At 37.4% G+C, this 17,000-nt stretch carries 16 protein-coding genes; 8 read left to right on the top strand and 8 right to left on the bottom strand.

Annotation, left to right across the window (positions count from 1 at the left end; genetic code table 11):
* Positions 1-24: 24 nt before the first annotated feature.
* A complete protein-coding gene (gene plsY / locus A6754_RS20460; RefSeq protein WP_066450274.1) occupies positions 25-639 on the bottom strand; it encodes a glycerol-3-phosphate 1-O-acyltransferase PlsY in 615 nt (204 codons plus the stop codon).
* A gap of 59 nt (positions 640-698) precedes the next feature.
* Positions 699-1,535 (bottom strand): hypothetical protein, encoded by an 837-nt coding sequence (locus A6754_RS20455; RefSeq protein ID WP_066450273.1) that lies wholly within the window; start codon positions 1,533-1,535, stop codon positions 699-701.
* Between the two features lie 114 nt (positions 1,536-1,649).
* Between A6754_RS20455 and A6754_RS20450 the strand changes: the two genes are divergently transcribed.
* The 6 genes from A6754_RS20450 to rlmD all read left to right on the top strand — a co-directional run bounded on the left by A6754_RS20450 (position 1,650) and on the right by rlmD (position 7,935).
* On the top strand, positions 1,650-2,225 hold the full coding sequence (locus tag A6754_RS20450) for an RNA polymerase sigma factor (RefSeq protein WP_066450271.1): 576 nt from the start codon (positions 1,650-1,652) through the stop codon (positions 2,223-2,225).
* Entirely contained in the window at positions 2,222-2,704 is a 483-nt protein-coding gene (locus A6754_RS20445; RefSeq protein WP_066450270.1) for an anti-sigma factor, read from the top strand. Before A6754_RS20450 ends, A6754_RS20445 begins: the two co-directional genes overlap by 4 nt.
* The gene (locus tag A6754_RS20440) at positions 2,704-3,780 is read left to right on the top strand and encodes a hypothetical protein (RefSeq protein WP_082851771.1); all 1,077 of its coding nucleotides are present in this window, start codon (positions 2,704-2,706) and stop codon (positions 3,778-3,780) included. Before A6754_RS20445 ends, A6754_RS20440 begins: the two co-directional genes overlap by 1 nt.
* 15 nt (positions 3,781-3,795) lie before the next feature.
* On the top strand, positions 3,796-4,710 hold the full coding sequence (locus tag A6754_RS20435; RefSeq protein WP_066450261.1) for a LiaF transmembrane domain-containing protein: 915 nt from the start codon (positions 3,796-3,798) through the stop codon (positions 4,708-4,710).
* Between the two features lie 307 nt (positions 4,711-5,017).
* Positions 5,018-5,953, top strand: a complete 936-nt coding sequence (locus A6754_RS20430) for a diacylglycerol kinase (protein ID WP_066450258.1) — start codon at positions 5,018-5,020, stop codon at positions 5,951-5,953.
* 593 nt (positions 5,954-6,546) lie between these two features.
* Positions 6,547-7,935, top strand: coding sequence for a 23S rRNA (uracil(1939)-C(5))-methyltransferase RlmD (rlmD, locus tag A6754_RS20425; protein WP_066450247.1), 1,389 nt, complete (start codon positions 6,547-6,549; stop codon positions 7,933-7,935).
* Between the two features lie 15 nt (positions 7,936-7,950).
* Here rlmD and A6754_RS20420 read toward each other — a convergent pair whose 3' ends face one another.
* The 6 genes from A6754_RS20420 to A6754_RS22865 form a co-directional block, all read right to left on the bottom strand.
* Entirely contained in the window at positions 7,951-9,432 is a 1,482-nt protein-coding gene (locus tag A6754_RS20420) for a recombinase family protein (RefSeq protein WP_066450243.1), read from the bottom strand.
* A complete protein-coding gene (locus tag A6754_RS23075; RefSeq protein ID WP_180320251.1) occupies positions 9,429-9,599 on the bottom strand; it encodes a hypothetical protein in 171 nt (56 codons plus the stop codon). The genes A6754_RS20420 and A6754_RS23075 overlap by 4 nt, the downstream gene beginning before the upstream one ends.
* Positions 9,600-9,880: 281 nt before the next feature.
* Positions 9,881-10,324, bottom strand: coding sequence for a recombinase family protein (locus A6754_RS20415; RefSeq protein WP_066450240.1), 444 nt, complete (start codon positions 10,322-10,324; stop codon positions 9,881-9,883).
* Between the two features lie 364 nt (positions 10,325-10,688).
* Positions 10,689-12,200: a recombinase family protein gene (locus A6754_RS20410; protein WP_066450237.1), complete on the bottom strand. Its 1,512-nt coding sequence runs from the start codon at positions 12,198-12,200 to the stop codon at positions 10,689-10,691.
* Positions 12,197-13,579: a recombinase family protein gene (locus A6754_RS20405; RefSeq protein WP_066450235.1), complete on the bottom strand. Its 1,383-nt coding sequence runs from the start codon at positions 13,577-13,579 to the stop codon at positions 12,197-12,199. The genes A6754_RS20410 and A6754_RS20405 overlap by 4 nt, the downstream gene beginning before the upstream one ends.
* Before the next feature lie 372 nt (positions 13,580-13,951).
* Positions 13,952-14,098 (bottom strand): hypothetical protein, encoded by a 147-nt coding sequence (locus A6754_RS22865; protein ID WP_156495831.1) that lies wholly within the window; start codon positions 14,096-14,098, stop codon positions 13,952-13,954.
* A 213-nt stretch (positions 14,099-14,311) separates the two neighbouring features.
* Here A6754_RS22865 and A6754_RS20395 point away from each other — a divergent pair, with 213 nt between their 5' ends.
* A complete protein-coding gene (locus tag A6754_RS20395) occupies positions 14,312-15,820 on the top strand; it encodes a type I restriction-modification system subunit M (protein WP_066450234.1) in 1,509 nt (502 codons plus the stop codon).
* Complete coding sequence (locus tag A6754_RS20390) at positions 15,820-16,977, top strand: restriction endonuclease subunit S (RefSeq protein WP_066450232.1); 1,158 nt, start codon at positions 15,820-15,822, stop codon at positions 16,975-16,977. The genes A6754_RS20395 and A6754_RS20390 overlap by 1 nt, the downstream gene beginning before the upstream one ends.
* The last annotated feature ends 23 nt before the right edge of the window (positions 16,978-17,000 follow it).

Below are 17,000 nucleotides of genomic sequence, written 5' to 3'. Positions count from 1 at the left end.
CTTTATATCTTTGTAAAAACCAGCCTAAATTTTTCTAGGCGGGATTCGATCGTTCTTTAAGCTTTTATCATTAATTTTTGGCTCCTGTTTGTTGAGGTGATTTCGAATATTAGAGCGATGCAGATAGATAAGGAGCAAAAAGAATATAGAAAAAACAAAAACATGTTCCGTGTCAGGGGTGAAAAAAGAATAGATTAATAGTGAAAGTCCAACCGAAAGAGAGCCATAGTAAACATATTTAGTAAAATAAATGACTGCAATAAATGAAATATAGGCAATGAAGAACATTTGAATATCTGCTACAAGCAAGGTGCCGGCAGTGGTGGCAATCGCTTTGCCTCCCCGGAAACCTGCAAAAACAGGAAAGCAATGTCCAACAACCGCAATAAGGCCGATGTAAAGCGGTTCGATATCAGCATTAAAGAGAATCGGTAAAGCTGCCGCTAGTGCTCCTTTTCCGATATCAATCAGCAGTACAGCGATGCCCGCTTTTTTACCGAGTACTCTGATGGAATTGGTTGCACCAGGGTTATTGCTGCCATGCTCCCGTATATCAATCTGGAAAAAATACTTCCCTACGAGTAAAGCGGTTGGAATGGAGCCAATTAAGTAAGCTGCTAGTGTAAATAGTAAACTCATATATGCCTCCTTCTAGAATTCTGTACATCATTATATTCCTAGTTGTCCCATTTTATAGCCTAGTTGTTCTGAAAAAAGATCAAATCATCTTTATCCAAAAAGGATCCATACATTTGCTGTAAATAATGTTGTGTCTGCTCCGGCAGCGTCATTTGGTTTTCAAAAAACATCAGCCATTCATCTTCCAATTTCAGTAAACTTTTACCATAGATAGTCTCTATTGTATCAGCTAAATTCTGTTCGTTGTAGATACTCTCGAATTTTTCCATTCCATATGTTTCAATTAAATAACTGATAAAGGAACCTGCTTGTACATAGGCAATGTGCTGAATTTTATATCCGTCTTCCGACGACATATTTGGCCGAAAGAGTTCAGTGCTATTCTCCGTGCTTGCCAGCAGGGAGAGAGGATAGATTTTATTATATTGCTTTAAAAATCTCATATGGGAATGGTGAGGAATGGCGTTATTTGTGCCGTATTTTTGCTCAAAATATTCAGCGATCCCCTCTTGTGTAAGAAACCCAGAACTACTATCAAAATTACCCCCATATCCAAGCAGTATATGGCTTAGTTCATGTACAATTGGGTAGGTATCCGTATTTCCATATAATTTAATCGTGTTTTTAAAACCAGAAGAAACAAGATTGCCTTCTTTTAAAATGACATGAATCTCACTTGGATATTTATAGTCAATTTTAATAGAAGAAGTAATCTTTTTATATGCGTTTTGTAAACGAGTCTCAACAGTCTTTACATCACTGTCTGGCAAACCAGCTTCGTTTTCAATTTTAAAGACAACCTGTGGAGCTTTCTCTTCATATGTGTCTATCTCCGGCGGTGAACAGCTGCTGATAAAAAGAAGAATAAATCCTAATAATATAAGCCTTTTAGACATAAAAACCCCCTTGGATAAAAATGGATGAATCATTTTATCATAGTATTACGATTAAATGTTAAAAAAGTTTTCATTTTTTTGTAGGGATACGTGTGTGTAGCTTCGTCTATTAATGTGGAAGCTGACAGAAGGGGGGAGAGAGAGATTAGCGACCAAGTTCTTATCCAAAAAGTAAAAAGCGGCAATGATCATGCGTTCCGCCTTCTTGTTGAAAAATATCGCTTAGACGTGTTCCGGACCATCTATGCGGTATTAAGAGACGAGAAAGAGGCGGAGGATGCTGCACAAGAAGTGTTTATGAAGATTTATACCTCTCTCTCCCAATATGAGGATCAAGGCTTTAAAACATGGATAAAAAGAATTGCAGTCAACCATGCAATTGATGTAAAAAGAAAGAAGGACAAAAGGCAGGAAGATTCAATTGAATCTGCAGGCTATGATTTATACGGAGGTCAAAGGGAGCAAGTGGAAACAGAAGTGATCAATCGAGCCCGGCGAAAGCTAGTACTGCAAAGGCTTGACGAGCTTCCTGACAATTACCGTCATGTTATATATGATTTTTATATTCGGGAAAAAACATATCAGCAAATGGCCAAGGAGCAAAATGTGCAGGTGAAAACGATTGAAACAAAGCTTTACCGAGCCCGCATCTGGATGAAAAAGCATTGGAAGGAGGACGATTTTTCATGAAGCACTATTCTTTAGATGAATGGATGAAATATGTGAAAAATGAAGTAGATGATGACACACGCGAAATGTTTGAGGATCATCTATACAGCTGCGACCAATGTCTCGATCTTTATCTTATTGCGGTCGAGGAAGCAGAGGATGAATTGCCTGTTATGGCGGATGAACTGAATTTTACAGATATGGTCATGTCTAAGGTTCAAAACCAATCCCAAGCAATCATTATTCCATTTCCGGAGCAAAAGAAACCGGAAAAGAAAAAAACGGTGCACAAAACGGCGATTTTTCATTATGCTGTGGCGGCGGCGATGACGATTTTATTAATGACAACAGGTGTGTTCCAGTCGCTTACCCAATATGCAGAAGGTGTACAAAATACGAATTTCCAAGAGAAAAAGAATTCTGTTACAGAAGGACTAGTGGATAAAACCTTCGCTTGGATGGATTCTCTTGAGAGTAATAATAAGGAGGAAGGCAAATAATGAAAAATCCCATTATCGCATTTTTGTTAGGATTTTTCCCTGGCGGAGGCTTGCTGTATTTAGGAAAGGTACTGCGGGGATTAGGTTATATGTTTACGGAGTTTATTCTGATTGCGATCGTGTTATTTTTGGTTGCAAGTGGTTCCGGTGCTGTGGGTCTTGCCATATTTATCGTAATTGCAGGAGTCTTTTTATATATTGTCAGTTTGGTCGATACGGCCATAACCGCATCTAAGCTGCTTCAAAATAATACGTCTATTCAGCTGCAGGAGCAGAAGTCATCTGAAATGGAATATGAGCGTTTCAGGACCATCATGTTATCTTTTATCCCTGGTGTCGGGCATTTTCATCTTGGTTTGATGAACCGGGGGCTAACACTGCTTGCTGCCTTTCTGGGGCTTGGCATTATGGTTTTATTTGTTGCCTTTTTGACAGGCAGAAGTGAGTTTTTAATTTTCCTGCTATTGTTCCCGGTCATTTGGGTCTATGGCTTTTTTGACGCAATCGGGCAGCTGAACAAAAAACAGCAGGGAATAGAACTGATTGACCGCACGATTTTAGAAGACTTTGAAGTGCGCCGTGAAGAGGGAAAGAAAAGCAAGTCAATCGCCACCTTTTTATCCATCTTCCCTGGTGCCGGCCATTTATATTTAGGTCTGCAAAAAAGAGGCGTTCAGCTGATGGCGGCGTTTCTGTTTTCTGTCTATATCCTGGATGTGCTCCGGCTTGGCATATTCCTTTTTCTCATCCCGATCATTTGGTTTTATAGCTTCTTTGATGGCCTGCAAAAAGCCTCTCGATATGGAGAAGAGGAACTTGAAGATGTACCGATTATTTCCTACTTTATCAATCATCAGAGGTGGATTGGCATTGGGCTAGTTGTTGTCGGGCTCTATTACATGACTACCAATATTCTGCTGCCGATCGTGGCACCAATGATTTATGACTTTAACATTTGGTATGTGTTCAACCAATACTTCCAAACGGCTGTTGTCTGCATTGTGTTAATTGCAGGCGGAATTAAATTGCTTGCCGGCAACTTAGAAAAGAAGAAAAATGAAGATCCCGTTAAATAGAAAGGGGGAAATAGAATGAGGACTTGGAGAGTAGGAACCTTTTCAATGGGAGCTGCTTTGCTCCTGCTTGGCATTTATTTATTATTATCTCAGCTGATGGGGTTTAATATCGAACACATCATGATATCATGGTGGCCGATCATCCTAGTGATTCTTGGTCTTGAAATTTTGCTGTTTTTACTATTCTCACGAAAAGAAAAACCATTTCTAAAATATGATTTTATTAGTATTTTCTTTGTGGCTGTCTTGGGAATGAGCGGAATTGGTTTTGCACTGCTGAGTTCAAGCGGTGTTTTACAAAGTGTCAGCGCGTACATGAATAGCGAAGAAAATACCTATGAAATTGAAAATGTGGAGCAGGCTATAGGAGAAAACGTGAAAAGAGTAGTTGTCAGTACAGGAGGCAATCCAATATCCATTGAAGGAACAGATTTAAATGAAGTTTCAATGTTTGGCACTGTGCATAGCACATTAGCAAATAGTGAAATGTCAAAGATGGATTATGTTTCGTTGAATGAAAAAGGAGATACACTTTATATTAATATAAAGAGAATGCCTGAATATTCGAACGGACCATTTAATCATTACACGAGCATGGATGCAACACTTCTTGTACCTGTAAATCTGCAGCTGGAAGTTGAAGCTGAAGGCAGTTCTGTTACGGTCAAACCCCGCTTGTTAAAGAGTGATTGGACCGTGGACGGAAGTTCGGATTTAAACGTTATGCTGGAAGAAGCAAGTGATGTCAGTTTACTGGCAGACGGTGTGCAGGAATTAGGTGGAAATGAGCAAAAGTGGACAATCACTGATAGAGAAAAAGCGGATTCATACTCTGAAACCGCTTTCGATGCTTCCTTCAAAACAGGAGAAGGAAGCCATACTCTGCAAATCGTAAATGGGTATCGAGTAAGCCTCCATACGATGAAATAGATTGAAACCTTTCTAATAGACATGCCGTATAGAAAAAGAGCGGCCGGCTGGCAGTTTTTTCGAAACTTGGATCATATTTATGTGAACAAAAAATTTAGAGTCCATTTGGGATTGGCAGATTACTTTAAAGGCTCGCAAATCAGCAGCTTTTCTTAAAGGCTAAACGTGAAAGCTTGTTTTATATAAGCAAAATGAATAGAATAAATGGTGCTGATTCCAAATACATTGCTATATAGAAGCAGTTTCGTTATGATGTAAAATGATGGAATACGCAAGATAAATAAATCATTATTTTAGGATGATGGGCATGAAAAGAGCAAGAATTATTTACAATCCAACTTCCGGCCGGGAGATTTTTAAAAAACATTTAGCAGAAGTACTGCAAAAGCTGGAGAATGCAGGATATGAAACCTCATGTCATGCAACAACTGGCGAAGGAGATGCAACAAAAGCAGCTCGTCTGGCGGTTGAGCGCCGCTTTGATCTGATTGTCGCTGCAGGCGGCGATGGAACCATCAACGAAGTTGTCAACGGTATAGCTGAACAGGAATTTATTCCTAGACTAGGAATCCTGCCAACAGGGACTACGAACGATTTTGCACGTGCATTGCATATTCCACGCGATATTGAAGCAGCTGCTGACATCATCGCCAAAGGAGATAGCATCCCTGTAGATATCGGCAGAATTAATGATAAATATTTCATTAATATTGCCGGCGGCGGAAGAATTACCGAGCTGACCTATGAGGTCCCAAGCAAGCTCAAAACGATGATCGGCCAGCTTGCATATTACCTAAAAGGAATCGAAATGATCCCTTCGATCCGCTCAACAGAAGTGAGCATTGAGTATGATGGAAAATTGTTTGAAGGAGAAGCTATGCTATTCCTTGTTGGCCTTACTAATTCAGTAGGAGGCTTCGAAAAGCTGGCACCAAACGCTTCAATCAATGACGGTTTGTTTTCACTTCTCATTTTGAAGAAAACAAACCTGGCAGAGTTTATTCGTATTGCTACACTTGCATTAAGAGGCGAGCATGTGAACGATCCTCATGTGATTTATACACAGGCGAATCGCATTAAAGTCCATTCAACCGAAAAAGTACAGCTGAACCTTGATGGCGAATTCGGCGGACTTCTGCCTGCAGAATTTGTTAATTTGTACAGGCATTTAGAAGTGCTGGTTCCAATTGATCAAATTCGCGAAGAAGACCGGCCAGTTGAATTGGAAGAAGGAAAAGAATAAGATGAAAGAAGGGCTTCCAGATGTAAGGGGAAAGCTCTTTTTTTATAGACAGAACATTAAGGAAGAGGACATCTTGATATGGATCTGCATATGGGATTTTTATTAGTAACATGATGAGAAGAAGAAGCTGATTTCCGCATCTCTAGAGGTCTGCTTTTACAGGCGGGAGGAACTTGTTCAATATCCGTGTTCATAAATAGACGGAGAAATTCCGCTTAATCAATAAAAATCACTGAAAACAGCTAAAATAGCGGGAGGAATTCCGACTATTGACACAAAAAAGGGGGAAAAGTGAGCTTTTTCTATAAATAACCGGAAAATCTCCGTTTAAATACCCCCTAAATGAGGGTCTGCCTGCAAATAAGCGGAATCTCTCCGCTTAATTTACAGCTGATAAGTTAAGATGATATGCCCTGTTTAAATGCGAATCATGGTGGAGAGTCAAAAAAATTGAGTGGGCAATGGACAGCAGGTAACAGGTAAGTCATCTGGATAATAATAGGAAAACTGTGATCCATTTCGTATTCAGGCTGATTATATGATACAATTTTGCTAGCAATTAGAACGTATTAAGAGAGTAAAGGAAGACATATATGAGCAAAACAATTCCAGTTCAAAAGAATGATTATATACAGGTAGAATTCGAGGATTTGACCCATGATGGAGCAGGTGTGGCTAAGGTAGATGGTTATCCAATCTTTGTTCAGGGCGCACTGCCAGGTGAAAAGGCAAATATTAAAGTAATTAAAGTCAACAAAGGCTTTGGGATCGGCCGGCTGGCTGAACTTTTAGAACGAAGCCATTTTCGAGTTGATATTGCTAAGGAGGATAGCCATAAGTATGGAGGCTGTCAGCTTCAGCATATCAGCTATGAAGGTCAGCTTGCTTTCAAGGAGAACCAAGTACGTCAAGTACTTACACGAATTGGGAAGCTTGAAGATGTGAAGGTTCATCCAGTTTTAGGGATGGAGCATCCATGGCATTACCGAAATAAAGCACAGGTTCCTGTTGGGGAGAAAGATGGGAAACTGATCTCAGGCTTCTTTAAACCACGGAGTCATGAAATTATCGAAACGGATGAAAGCTTAATTCTGCTTCCAGAAGTAGATGAAGCAATCCAGATGGTGAAAGAGATCTGCAGTGAGCTTGGCGTGAAGGCTTACAATGAAGAAACACATAAGGGAGATCTGCGTCATATTATGGCTCGCTACGGGAAGGAAACGGGTGAATTGATGGTTGTCATGATCACAAGAACCCCTGATTTCCCGAATAAAAATAAAATTGTGGCTGAAATAGTCAAGCGCATACCAAAGGTGAAATCCATTGTTCATAATATCAACTCCAAGCGGACAAATGTGATTTTAGGGGATAAAGTGAAGGTGCTTTGGGGAAGCGAAGTGATCTACGATTATATCGGTGATGTGAAATTTGCCATTTCTGCTTTGAGCTTTTATCAGGTTAATCCCGACCAGACCAAGGTTCTCTATGATAAAACCTTAGAGTATGCTGGTCTTGCTGGAGATGAAACGGTCATTGATGCATATTGCGGCATTGGAACGATTTCGTTATTCTTGGCACAAAAAGCGAAGAAGGTTTATGGAGTCGAAATTGTTCACGAAGCCATTGAAGATGCAAAGCGAAATGCTGAGCTAAATGATATTACCAATGCGGAATTTGCTGTTGGAAAGGCTGAAGAGGTCATCCCGAAATGGTACGAGCAAGGAGTTAAAGCGGATGTTCTAGTCGTCGACCCGCCACGTAAAGGCTGCGATGAAGCCTTGCTTCAAACCATCATTGAAATGAAACCCAAAAAAGTCGTCTACGTCAGCTGCAATCCAGCCACCCTCGCAAGAGATCTACGAATCCTTGAGGACGGTGGTTACAAAACGCTGGAAGTACAGCCAGTGGATATGTTTCCGCAGACAACGCACGTTGAAGTAGTATCGCAGATGATTTTAAAAAATGAAGCAGGCTCCCGGTAAGGGAAATACCTGCTTCTATTCAAATGTTGGGGCGGCAAATCGGTAATGAATGACCGGTGTGCCGTCTTCCTTTACATCGATTCGATTAATGAGGCGATGTAATATTTCAGGTGTTAATTCATCAAATTTAAGAAATTGAAGAAGCTCTTGTTTAAGCTTGTCGATATTATCAATGATTTGCTCACTTTCGAGCATCGTGATCATTTCATTTTTCTTTTCCGTAAGCTGTGCGAGTTCGTTATTGTTATCTTCTACCATTTCTAAATACTCATCATGATTGATTTCTTCATCTGCGAGCATTTTGATGAATTTCTTTTTTCGCGTTTTTAACACTTCAATTTGCTTGTTAAACTTATCCAGCTTTTGTTGGATATCCTTCTTTGATTTCTTCGACTTCGCCTCAAGTTCTTTCAGATATTGTTCTTTGTCAATTTCTTGAACAAGTTTTTGGATATCATATAAAATCGTTTCTTTGAGAAAATCCTCTTTAATCATGTGTGAGCTGCAAGCCTTTTTACCGTGACGAGCGTAATTACCGCAAATGTAACCATTTGGTCTATTGCTTCTATACCACATGCCCTTTCCGCAGTCGGCACAGAAGAGGATGTTCGTAAATAAGTGAAGCTTCGGAGCCGTAATGAATTTTTTGCGCTGCTTCATCAGATTTTTTACCGCTTCAAACATATCCCTTGAAATGATGGGTTCATGGGTATTTTCAAAGATATACATTTCATCTTTCTGTTGTTTCTTTCTTTTTTTACTTGTGACACTTACTGTGGTCGTGCGCCCTTGAACTAAATCCCCAACGTAATGAGGATTAGTAAGAATGAGCTTGATTGTGGAATCATTCCATTTGTCACTCGCATTTTTCTTCCCTGCAACATCAGCGGGTGTTTTGACTCCTTCATTGTAAAGTCGTCGTGCGATACTTTCACGACCACTACCTTCAAGATACTCTCTATAAATTCGTCGTACAATTTCAGGTGTCTCATCTTTGCGAATATAAAGCTTACCCTCAACAACCTCATAGCCGTATGGAGGATTAGAACCTTTAAACAAGCCTTTTTTTGCGCGGGTTTTTAATGTTTCCTTTACACGATTGCTTGTATTTTGTGACTCTTGTTCATACATCCACGCATAAAGCCCAAACATATTTGTGTTTCCGGTAAGAGTATTGATCGCATTATCCAATGTGATAATGTGGATTCCTTGATTTTCACAAAGGTTTTTGATCTTATAGGACAACTCACCATTACGAGCAAGTCTCGATAACTCTTTGGCTAAGATGATATCGAACTTTTTTTCTTGAGCGTCTTCAATCATTCGTTGAAGGTTTTTTCTCTTTGCTGTTGTCCCGGATTGAACATCTACGTAAAATTCGTAAATGTCCCATCCTTTTTCTTCAATGAATTTGTAAAACAATTCTTTCTGATATTTTAGTGAGGCTTTTTGTTCCTCTTTATCTGTTGATACTCGAATATAAATTGCACATCTCATGAAGCATCTTGCTCCTCATCGTTTGATTGAGATGTAGCAGTGTTCACCTTGTTAGCAGTATAGACAAGTTCCTCAATTTTATTATCAATGATTGCTTTAATGACTTGAGTAAATGCCAGCTTGGGATCTGTGTAGATTCGTTCTGCAGAAAGAGTGTTTTTACTCATTAAGACCGCCCCTTTCTATTTAAGTTAAGGACGTTTGATTTAACATTATTTTTACGAGAATAATATAGGAATTCAGATAACAATTCTTCTACTTTTTTTAGATATTTGAATGCTTCAGGATTCATTCGGCTGTATAACTCGCCTTTACTAATATTACTTGTTTGCATTGATTAATGCTCCTTTCATAATAAAAACCGCAGAAAATTACATAGCCCTCTAATGATAGCTATGTAACCGCTGCGGTTTTCGCTTGTTGTTGGGTTACAATATATTTTTGAAAATTACTTAATTTGTTCTTCTAATATGCGTTTCTTCTTACCAAATTTGATTCGTTGGCTCATGATTTGAGTTTCATGTTCAATTATCCAAGCATAAAGACTAATTAAATCTACATTTCGTTGCTGAGTATTAATGGAACCATCTAATGTTATAATATGAATTTCATTCAATTCACAAAGCTTCTTCATTTTAGACGATTGTTCAGGATTTCGAAATAATCGTGAGGGGTCTGTCGAAAGAATAACATCAAATTTATTATTTTGGGCATCTTCAATCATCGCCTGTAGATTTTTATGCTTATTGGTACCTGAACCAATATCAATATATGAATTGAATAACCCCCATTTTCGTTCTGCAATATAGCGTTCAAGTCGCTCAGTTTGTGTTTTTAAGTGGTAATCTTGATTGTTTTTGCTTGCTGTTCGAATATAAATTGCACATTTCATTATAATAATTTCTCCTTTAAGTTTTTAAAATTGAGTAAACTAAAATTGTCTAACATATTTAATAGCTATTTATTTCCCTCTAAAATCTTTTAATCAGTAATTGGTTAACCGGAATACATTGTATCTTCGTATTTTTATATTTGAAGACTTTTTCATAAAACATTATGATTTTATTGCAGTTTAAACTTTCGGTTTTTTGACCATAAAGTAAATATATGGTTCGGTTTATTAACCATCGAAGTATTCTTCGATGGTCAGAAAGCCGAAAGGCTACTCCCAAAAAGCGTTGATATCAAGGGTTTTTGAGAGTAGAGAACTACAAACGATGGAGTTTCAATTCGTTGCTTAGAAGAATTTCGGTTTCTTAACCAGTCAAATTCTCTCTATTGCCAATTTTTTCGGTTAGCTGACTAGTTGTGACTTCTAACGAAATAAATGGAGAAAGACGATAACTGATCTGGATTTTGTTGTTTTTCTCAAAATCAATCATCACTTCATCGAAATACATTAGGAAGAAGACTCGTAATTCGGTATCTGATAAGTCGTAAAAACTCTCCTGTATCAGCTCATTCATAAATGCATCGAGAAAGTTGTCTTCAAGTAATCGATTGATTTCATCCAGTGTTGCATTGATATACATAATCTCACCTTGCAAGTGTTTTTGTGAAACTGAAAAAGCTTCAGCCAATAGGGTGTTGGTCGCAATATCAGGTGCGAGCATTTTTTCATTATAGAGTGATTTTTCTAAAAGTCCCTTTAGCTTATTTTTAGCCTTTAGGAGTTTTGCAGACCAGCCTTTCAGTTGTTCCTTAGCACTTGTTACAAAGGTTGAAAGCTGAGTATTCCATTTGCGTTGTAAATCATTTAAGACGGTTTTGTGAACAGGAATGATAGGAACGGCTTTCTTACATCCTGTACATCGATAAATCATATATTGACCTTTTTTACCTTTTGGAGAATTATCTTTAGCCTGAAGTAAATTATTACATTTCCTGCATTTAATTATTCCACGAAGGTAATAAGGCGTACTCATTGCACCGTATTGAACTTTCAATTCGTTGATTTGACTTACCAAATGAACAAGTGTTGGATTTACAATGAGGTCATGAGAATGCCTTAACAAATCAATTTCAGATTCTGGTTTTGATTTGCTGATTTCATAGCTCGTTCTAACGTTCCAAGCTAAATTTCCAGAATAGACACGGTTGGATAAAATATAACCAATGGTGCTACTATTCCAATACTTAATCTTGTTCGTTTTTATCCTACATTTGTTAAAATACTCAGCTATTACATCTTGCGAGTGTCCTAGACTTGCTAGATAAAAGATGAGTTCTACAATTGGAGCATCTTTATTTGGATATAAGATACCATCAACCATATCGTAGCCAACGGGTACACGAGAGCCGGGACGTTTTTTTTCTCCTAGTAAACTTGCTTGAGCATCCTTTGCTCGGACGGATTTTATTTCCGATTCCTCTGCAGCAAAAACAAGCTTGGCTTGTACAATAGGGTCATTCGGATTCCACACACCATCATATTGAGTGCTGAAAAACTTTACAAACGGATAATGCTGTTTAACAGGGGTGTAGACCTCATTATAAAAATCCGTGATACTACGGGTAATTCTAGATTCTTCGTAGAAGCAGATAGCTTCAGCTCCATTTTCGATATCCGCTAGAATCATCTGTATACCCTGACGTTTACTGGCATTATTGTGATAGGCACTTGTTGCTTTGTCCGCACGCCATTCAACAATTTCTAGATTTTCTCTTTCAGCCAACAGTTGGATTTGGTTTTTCTGAATTTCCAATGAATGATTGCCATCTTGTTTTTTATCTGAATAACGTAAATAGGCGGTTGCTTTTGTCCTCATGATGCATTGCATTCCTTTGCAAATGTTGAAAGGAATAGATCAATTCCTATATAGGATTCATGAACTACGACATCATGAACAAGCAATTCCGTTAATCGTTGAACATCTTGTTGTGAGAGGCTTAATCCTTGTTGAGATAAAATCATATCGATGCTTTTAATCTCATTACTTAATAGTTGTAAAGCTACTAAATCTTGCCCAATCTTATTGGATTTGTCCTTTAACATTTGAATTCTATCCAAGTATCTAGAAATAACAGATTTACTAACTAGGTTAATGGTACTTAGCTCAAGTGAAGATTCAAGATATTCTGATGTTGCGATATCCTTTTCATGTTCTAATCGTTTCTTTGTATTAGCAATATGTTTGGACATAATCTTATTGGCTAACTGGGCAGACATAGACTGTACATGCTCCAGAACAGCCTGCCTAACGGAATCATTTAATTCAACAACTGTAATCATCTGCCTTTTATGATTGGCACTGCAAACGAAATAACCTTCATCCAGAACGTTTTGCTTGCGATGCTTCATTTTATTTCCGCATTTGCCGCACAATGGTGTTGTCATGAACAGGTTACTAACCTCATTAAGCCTTTCTTTATAGATAGCTAGAAATTCATCTATCTGAGACTTGGCTACCAAATATAAATCTAAACAGATTATAGGTTCTACATGATCCATTGGGTGCAACCCATTTTTCGAATCGTAATGAGCAGCGTAAAATGGATTGGTTAAAATTCGTAGTCGTTTCTCAGGTTGATTTAGTCCCTTGTGGCGTGTCATAAAAAAGTTAAAAAATTGCTCTTCGTCTTTCACATTACTAAACTCAGTGAATAGTGAAACAATAGAATCTCGCTTTTCCTCATTCACGACAAAATAAACTTGATTTTCTTCCTTTATACGCTTATATCCAAAGATGCTGGAAGGATACTGCTTGCGGGTATCACTGGTACGTGTTCGAATATTTTCGCCTTCCATCTGTCCGAACATTCCATAAAATGCTTCTAGAGCTAACTTATTTCGGAATGGCGGTTCATTGCTAGCTGTATAAACAACTTCCACATTATATTTAATAAAAACTCTCGTGATATCCACAAACTCATAAAAGTTTCTAGCGAAGCGATCCCGCTTATATCCAATAACCTTTTTAACTTTACCTTCTTGTATTAGTTGGATTAACTCCATCAGTTTTGGTCTATCCTTCATTTTGAACTTTGTTGCAGAAACGTCATGATCGGTTAGTTCGATCACAAAGTCCTCTTTTCCGGTTAAACCCTGTGATTCAAGGTATCTCCTAGCTGCAGAAAGCTGTAATTCAAGACTTTGGGCAGCTGAACTGACACGGCCATAAATGACCGTTAAATCTTTTTCATTCATGGTAAAATCCTTTCAAATTATTATTTTTACTAATCAATAAAGCCTGAAGTCTATAATCGTCTTTAGTAATATGGTCCAACAACGCCTTCTCAATAAAGCGCTTGAACCACAGTTCTGAGTCTGACGATAATTCCTCGGAGTAACTGACTTTAACGACACGATACTTCTCGGTCATAGCTTCCCCTCCCATCAAGTATTTGCTTACCATCTTTGACGTGAGGGGAATGATTTATACTTTATTTCTTTAAATCTTGCTTATTTGGTTCCATCTCTATATCAAGTGATAATTGGATGCCATCCGAAATTTTTTCAGCTTTGGTTGATTTGTTCTTACGTGGTACAATTATCACTTTTGTTTCATATCCGGGAATTTTAAGCTTTTGTATGATCTTGTCCATACTTTTGTTCCTGTAAGTGGATGAACAAACTAATGCTAGTTTTAGAGATTCCAAGTGATTCACCATGCTCTAGGCATGAATTCATCCAGTCTGTATTTGTCTTCTTTTTCTTGTCCTCCACTCTTGGAGTCCTCCTTTCTTGTTAAAATAAATGCCTTTGGCCTCAAGCGTTAATCATCTTACTTTTAAGAAATTAATATTCTTATAGGTCTAAGGGACTATTTTTGCTGTGGTAAAATAAATTAGACAAAAATAAGCTTTTCCAAGAATGCTCATATCTTCTTTTATAAAAGAAGTAGTATAATTAGACTGGGAATTATTTAGGAGGAAAATCATGATTACAGGTGAAATTAAAAATAAAATCGATGGGATTTGGACAACGCTTTGGACAGAGGGGAATACAAATCCATTAACAAATATTGAGCAATTAACCTATTTGCTGTTCATTAAAGGATTAGATGAAAGCGAATTACGTAAAGAAAAGGATGCAGCTTTTTTAGGCTTAGAACATACAGGAATTTTTTCAGAAATGCCAGCTGATTTTACAGATATACAAAAAGAGCATTGGTCAAAAATGCGATGGACTCAATTTAAACAACTACCTGCTGAAGAGATGCACCAAGTTATGGTAACGACCATCTTCCCGTTTATTAAAACATTAGGCGGCAAAGAGGATTCTGCATTCTCTAAATATATGAAAGACGCTTCATTCCTGATTAATAAACCAGCAACACTTCAAAAAGTTGTTACTGCACTTGATAGTATTCCAATGGAAGATCGTGATACACAAGGAGACATATATGAGTATCTATTATCAAAGTTACAAACTTCAGGTACAAACGGTCAGTTTCGTACACCACGCCACATTATCAATATGATTGTTGAATTAATGAAACCTACACCTGAAGATACAATTATTGACCCTGCAATGGGATCAGCGGGATTTTTAGTATCAGCAAGTGAATACTTACGAAAAAACAACAACGATTTATTCCTAGTACAAGGTTTAAAAGAACATTTTCACAACACGATGTTTTACGGGAATGATATGGATTCAACTATGTTACGTATTGGTGCAATGAATATGATGCTACATGGTGTTGATGCACCAAATATTGAATATCGTGATTCTATTTCTGAAGATAATAAGGATGTAGATAAATATACAATGGTTTTAGCGAACCCTCCTTTCAAGGGTTCCGTTGATAAAGAATCAGTTGCTAATGATTTGAGCTATGTAATGAGTAAAAATTCAAAATCTGCTAAGACAGAATTATTATTTTTAGCATTAATTCTTCGTACATTAAAACCGGGTGGACGAGCAGCTGTCATTGTACCAGATGGCGTGTTATTCGGTAGCTCTAATGCCCATAAAGCCATTAGAAAAGAGATTATCGACAACAACAAACTAGAAGCCATCATTTCTATGCCAAGTGGCGTATTTAAACCATATGCCGGAGTATCAACAGGAATCATGGTTTTCACCAAAACAGGCACAGGCGGCACAGATAAAGTCTGGTTTTATGATATGAAATCAGATGGATTTTCTTTAAATGACCATCGTACGCCAATTGCAGAAAACGATATTCCAGAAATTATTGCCCGATTTGGTAACTTACAAGGTGAAGCAGAACGCAAACGGACAGAACAATCATTCTTGGTACCAGTCGATGAAATCCGCGAGCAAAGTTATGACTTATCTATTAATAAGTATAAAGAGATTGAGTATGAGGAAATGGAATATAAAAAGCCTGAAATTATTATCGATCAGATTTTACATTTAGAAAGTGATATTCAAAAAGGTCTAAACGAGATAAAAGAACTAATTAAGGAGAATCGCTAATGAATTTACGAAAGTTGAGCGATGTTTGCGAAATAATTATGGGGCAATCTCCTGATTCATCTTCGTATAATGAAAGTGGAGAGGGCTTGCCATTCTTTCAAGGTAAAGCGGACTTCGGTGAATTATATCCGATACCTAGAATGTATTGCAATAAACCCTTAAAAATCGCAATTACTAACGATATATTAATGTCAGTTAGAGCGCCGGTTGGTGACGTAAATATTGCAACAGAAGAATGTTGTATTGGTCGTGGTGTAGCTGCCATTCGTAGTAAAGAGAATATTGATTTTAAATATTTATATTATGTGCTGGAATTTATGAAAGAGAGAATTGCTAGTTTAGGAACAGGTAGTACTTTTAAAGCTATCAGTAAAATACCGCTTTCTTCTATTGAAATCCCCGTACCAACTTTAGAACAACAGATTAAGATTGTAGATGTATTGGATAAGGTAAAAGATGCGATTAACAAACGCCACTATCAACTTGCAGCATTAGATGAGTTAACGCAAAGTTTGTTTTTAGAGATGTTTGGAAATCCTGTTGCAAATTCTAAAGGATGGGATATAGCATCTTGTAAAGATATAACTGAAAAAATTGGTTCAGGTTCAACCCCTAGAGGGGGAAATGCTAGTTATAAAGAAAGTGGTATCAGTTTAATAAGAAGTTTAAATGTCCATAACAACAATTTTACTTTAAAAGATTTAGCCTTTATTGATGATCGTCAGGCAGAAAAATTAAAAAATGTTGAAGTACAAGAAAATGATATTTTACTTAATATTACAGGAGCTTCAGTGGCAAGAAGTTGTATAGTTCCTAATAATATTTTACCCGCAAGAGTTAATCAGCATGTTTCTATAATAAGGGTAAAAGAAAATCTTGTTAGTCATATTTTTTTAAGTAATCTGTTTACAAATGAAATTTATCAGAGATATTTATGGCAAATAGCCACTAGCGGTGGGGCAACAAGGGAAGCTATAACAAAGCAGCAAATAGAAAATTTATCTATTATTTTGCCACCACTGAATTTGCAAAATGAATTTGCATATAAAATAGAACAAATTGAAAAACAGAGAACTTTAATGCAATCAAGTAAGGTAAAGCTAGAGAATATGTATAATTCACTACTCCAGAAAGCCTTCAAAGGGGAACTGTTTTAACAATAAGAGTTGAATGAATTTAT

Origin of the sequence: Cytobacillus gottheilii (genome assembly GCF_001636345.1) — a bacterium.
GTDB lineage: Bacteria > Bacillota > Bacilli > Bacillales > Cytobacillaceae > Cytobacillus > Cytobacillus gottheilii.
The sequence above is the reverse complement of the archived record's forward strand: the minus strand, read 5'-3'. Positions and strand labels throughout refer to the sequence as shown.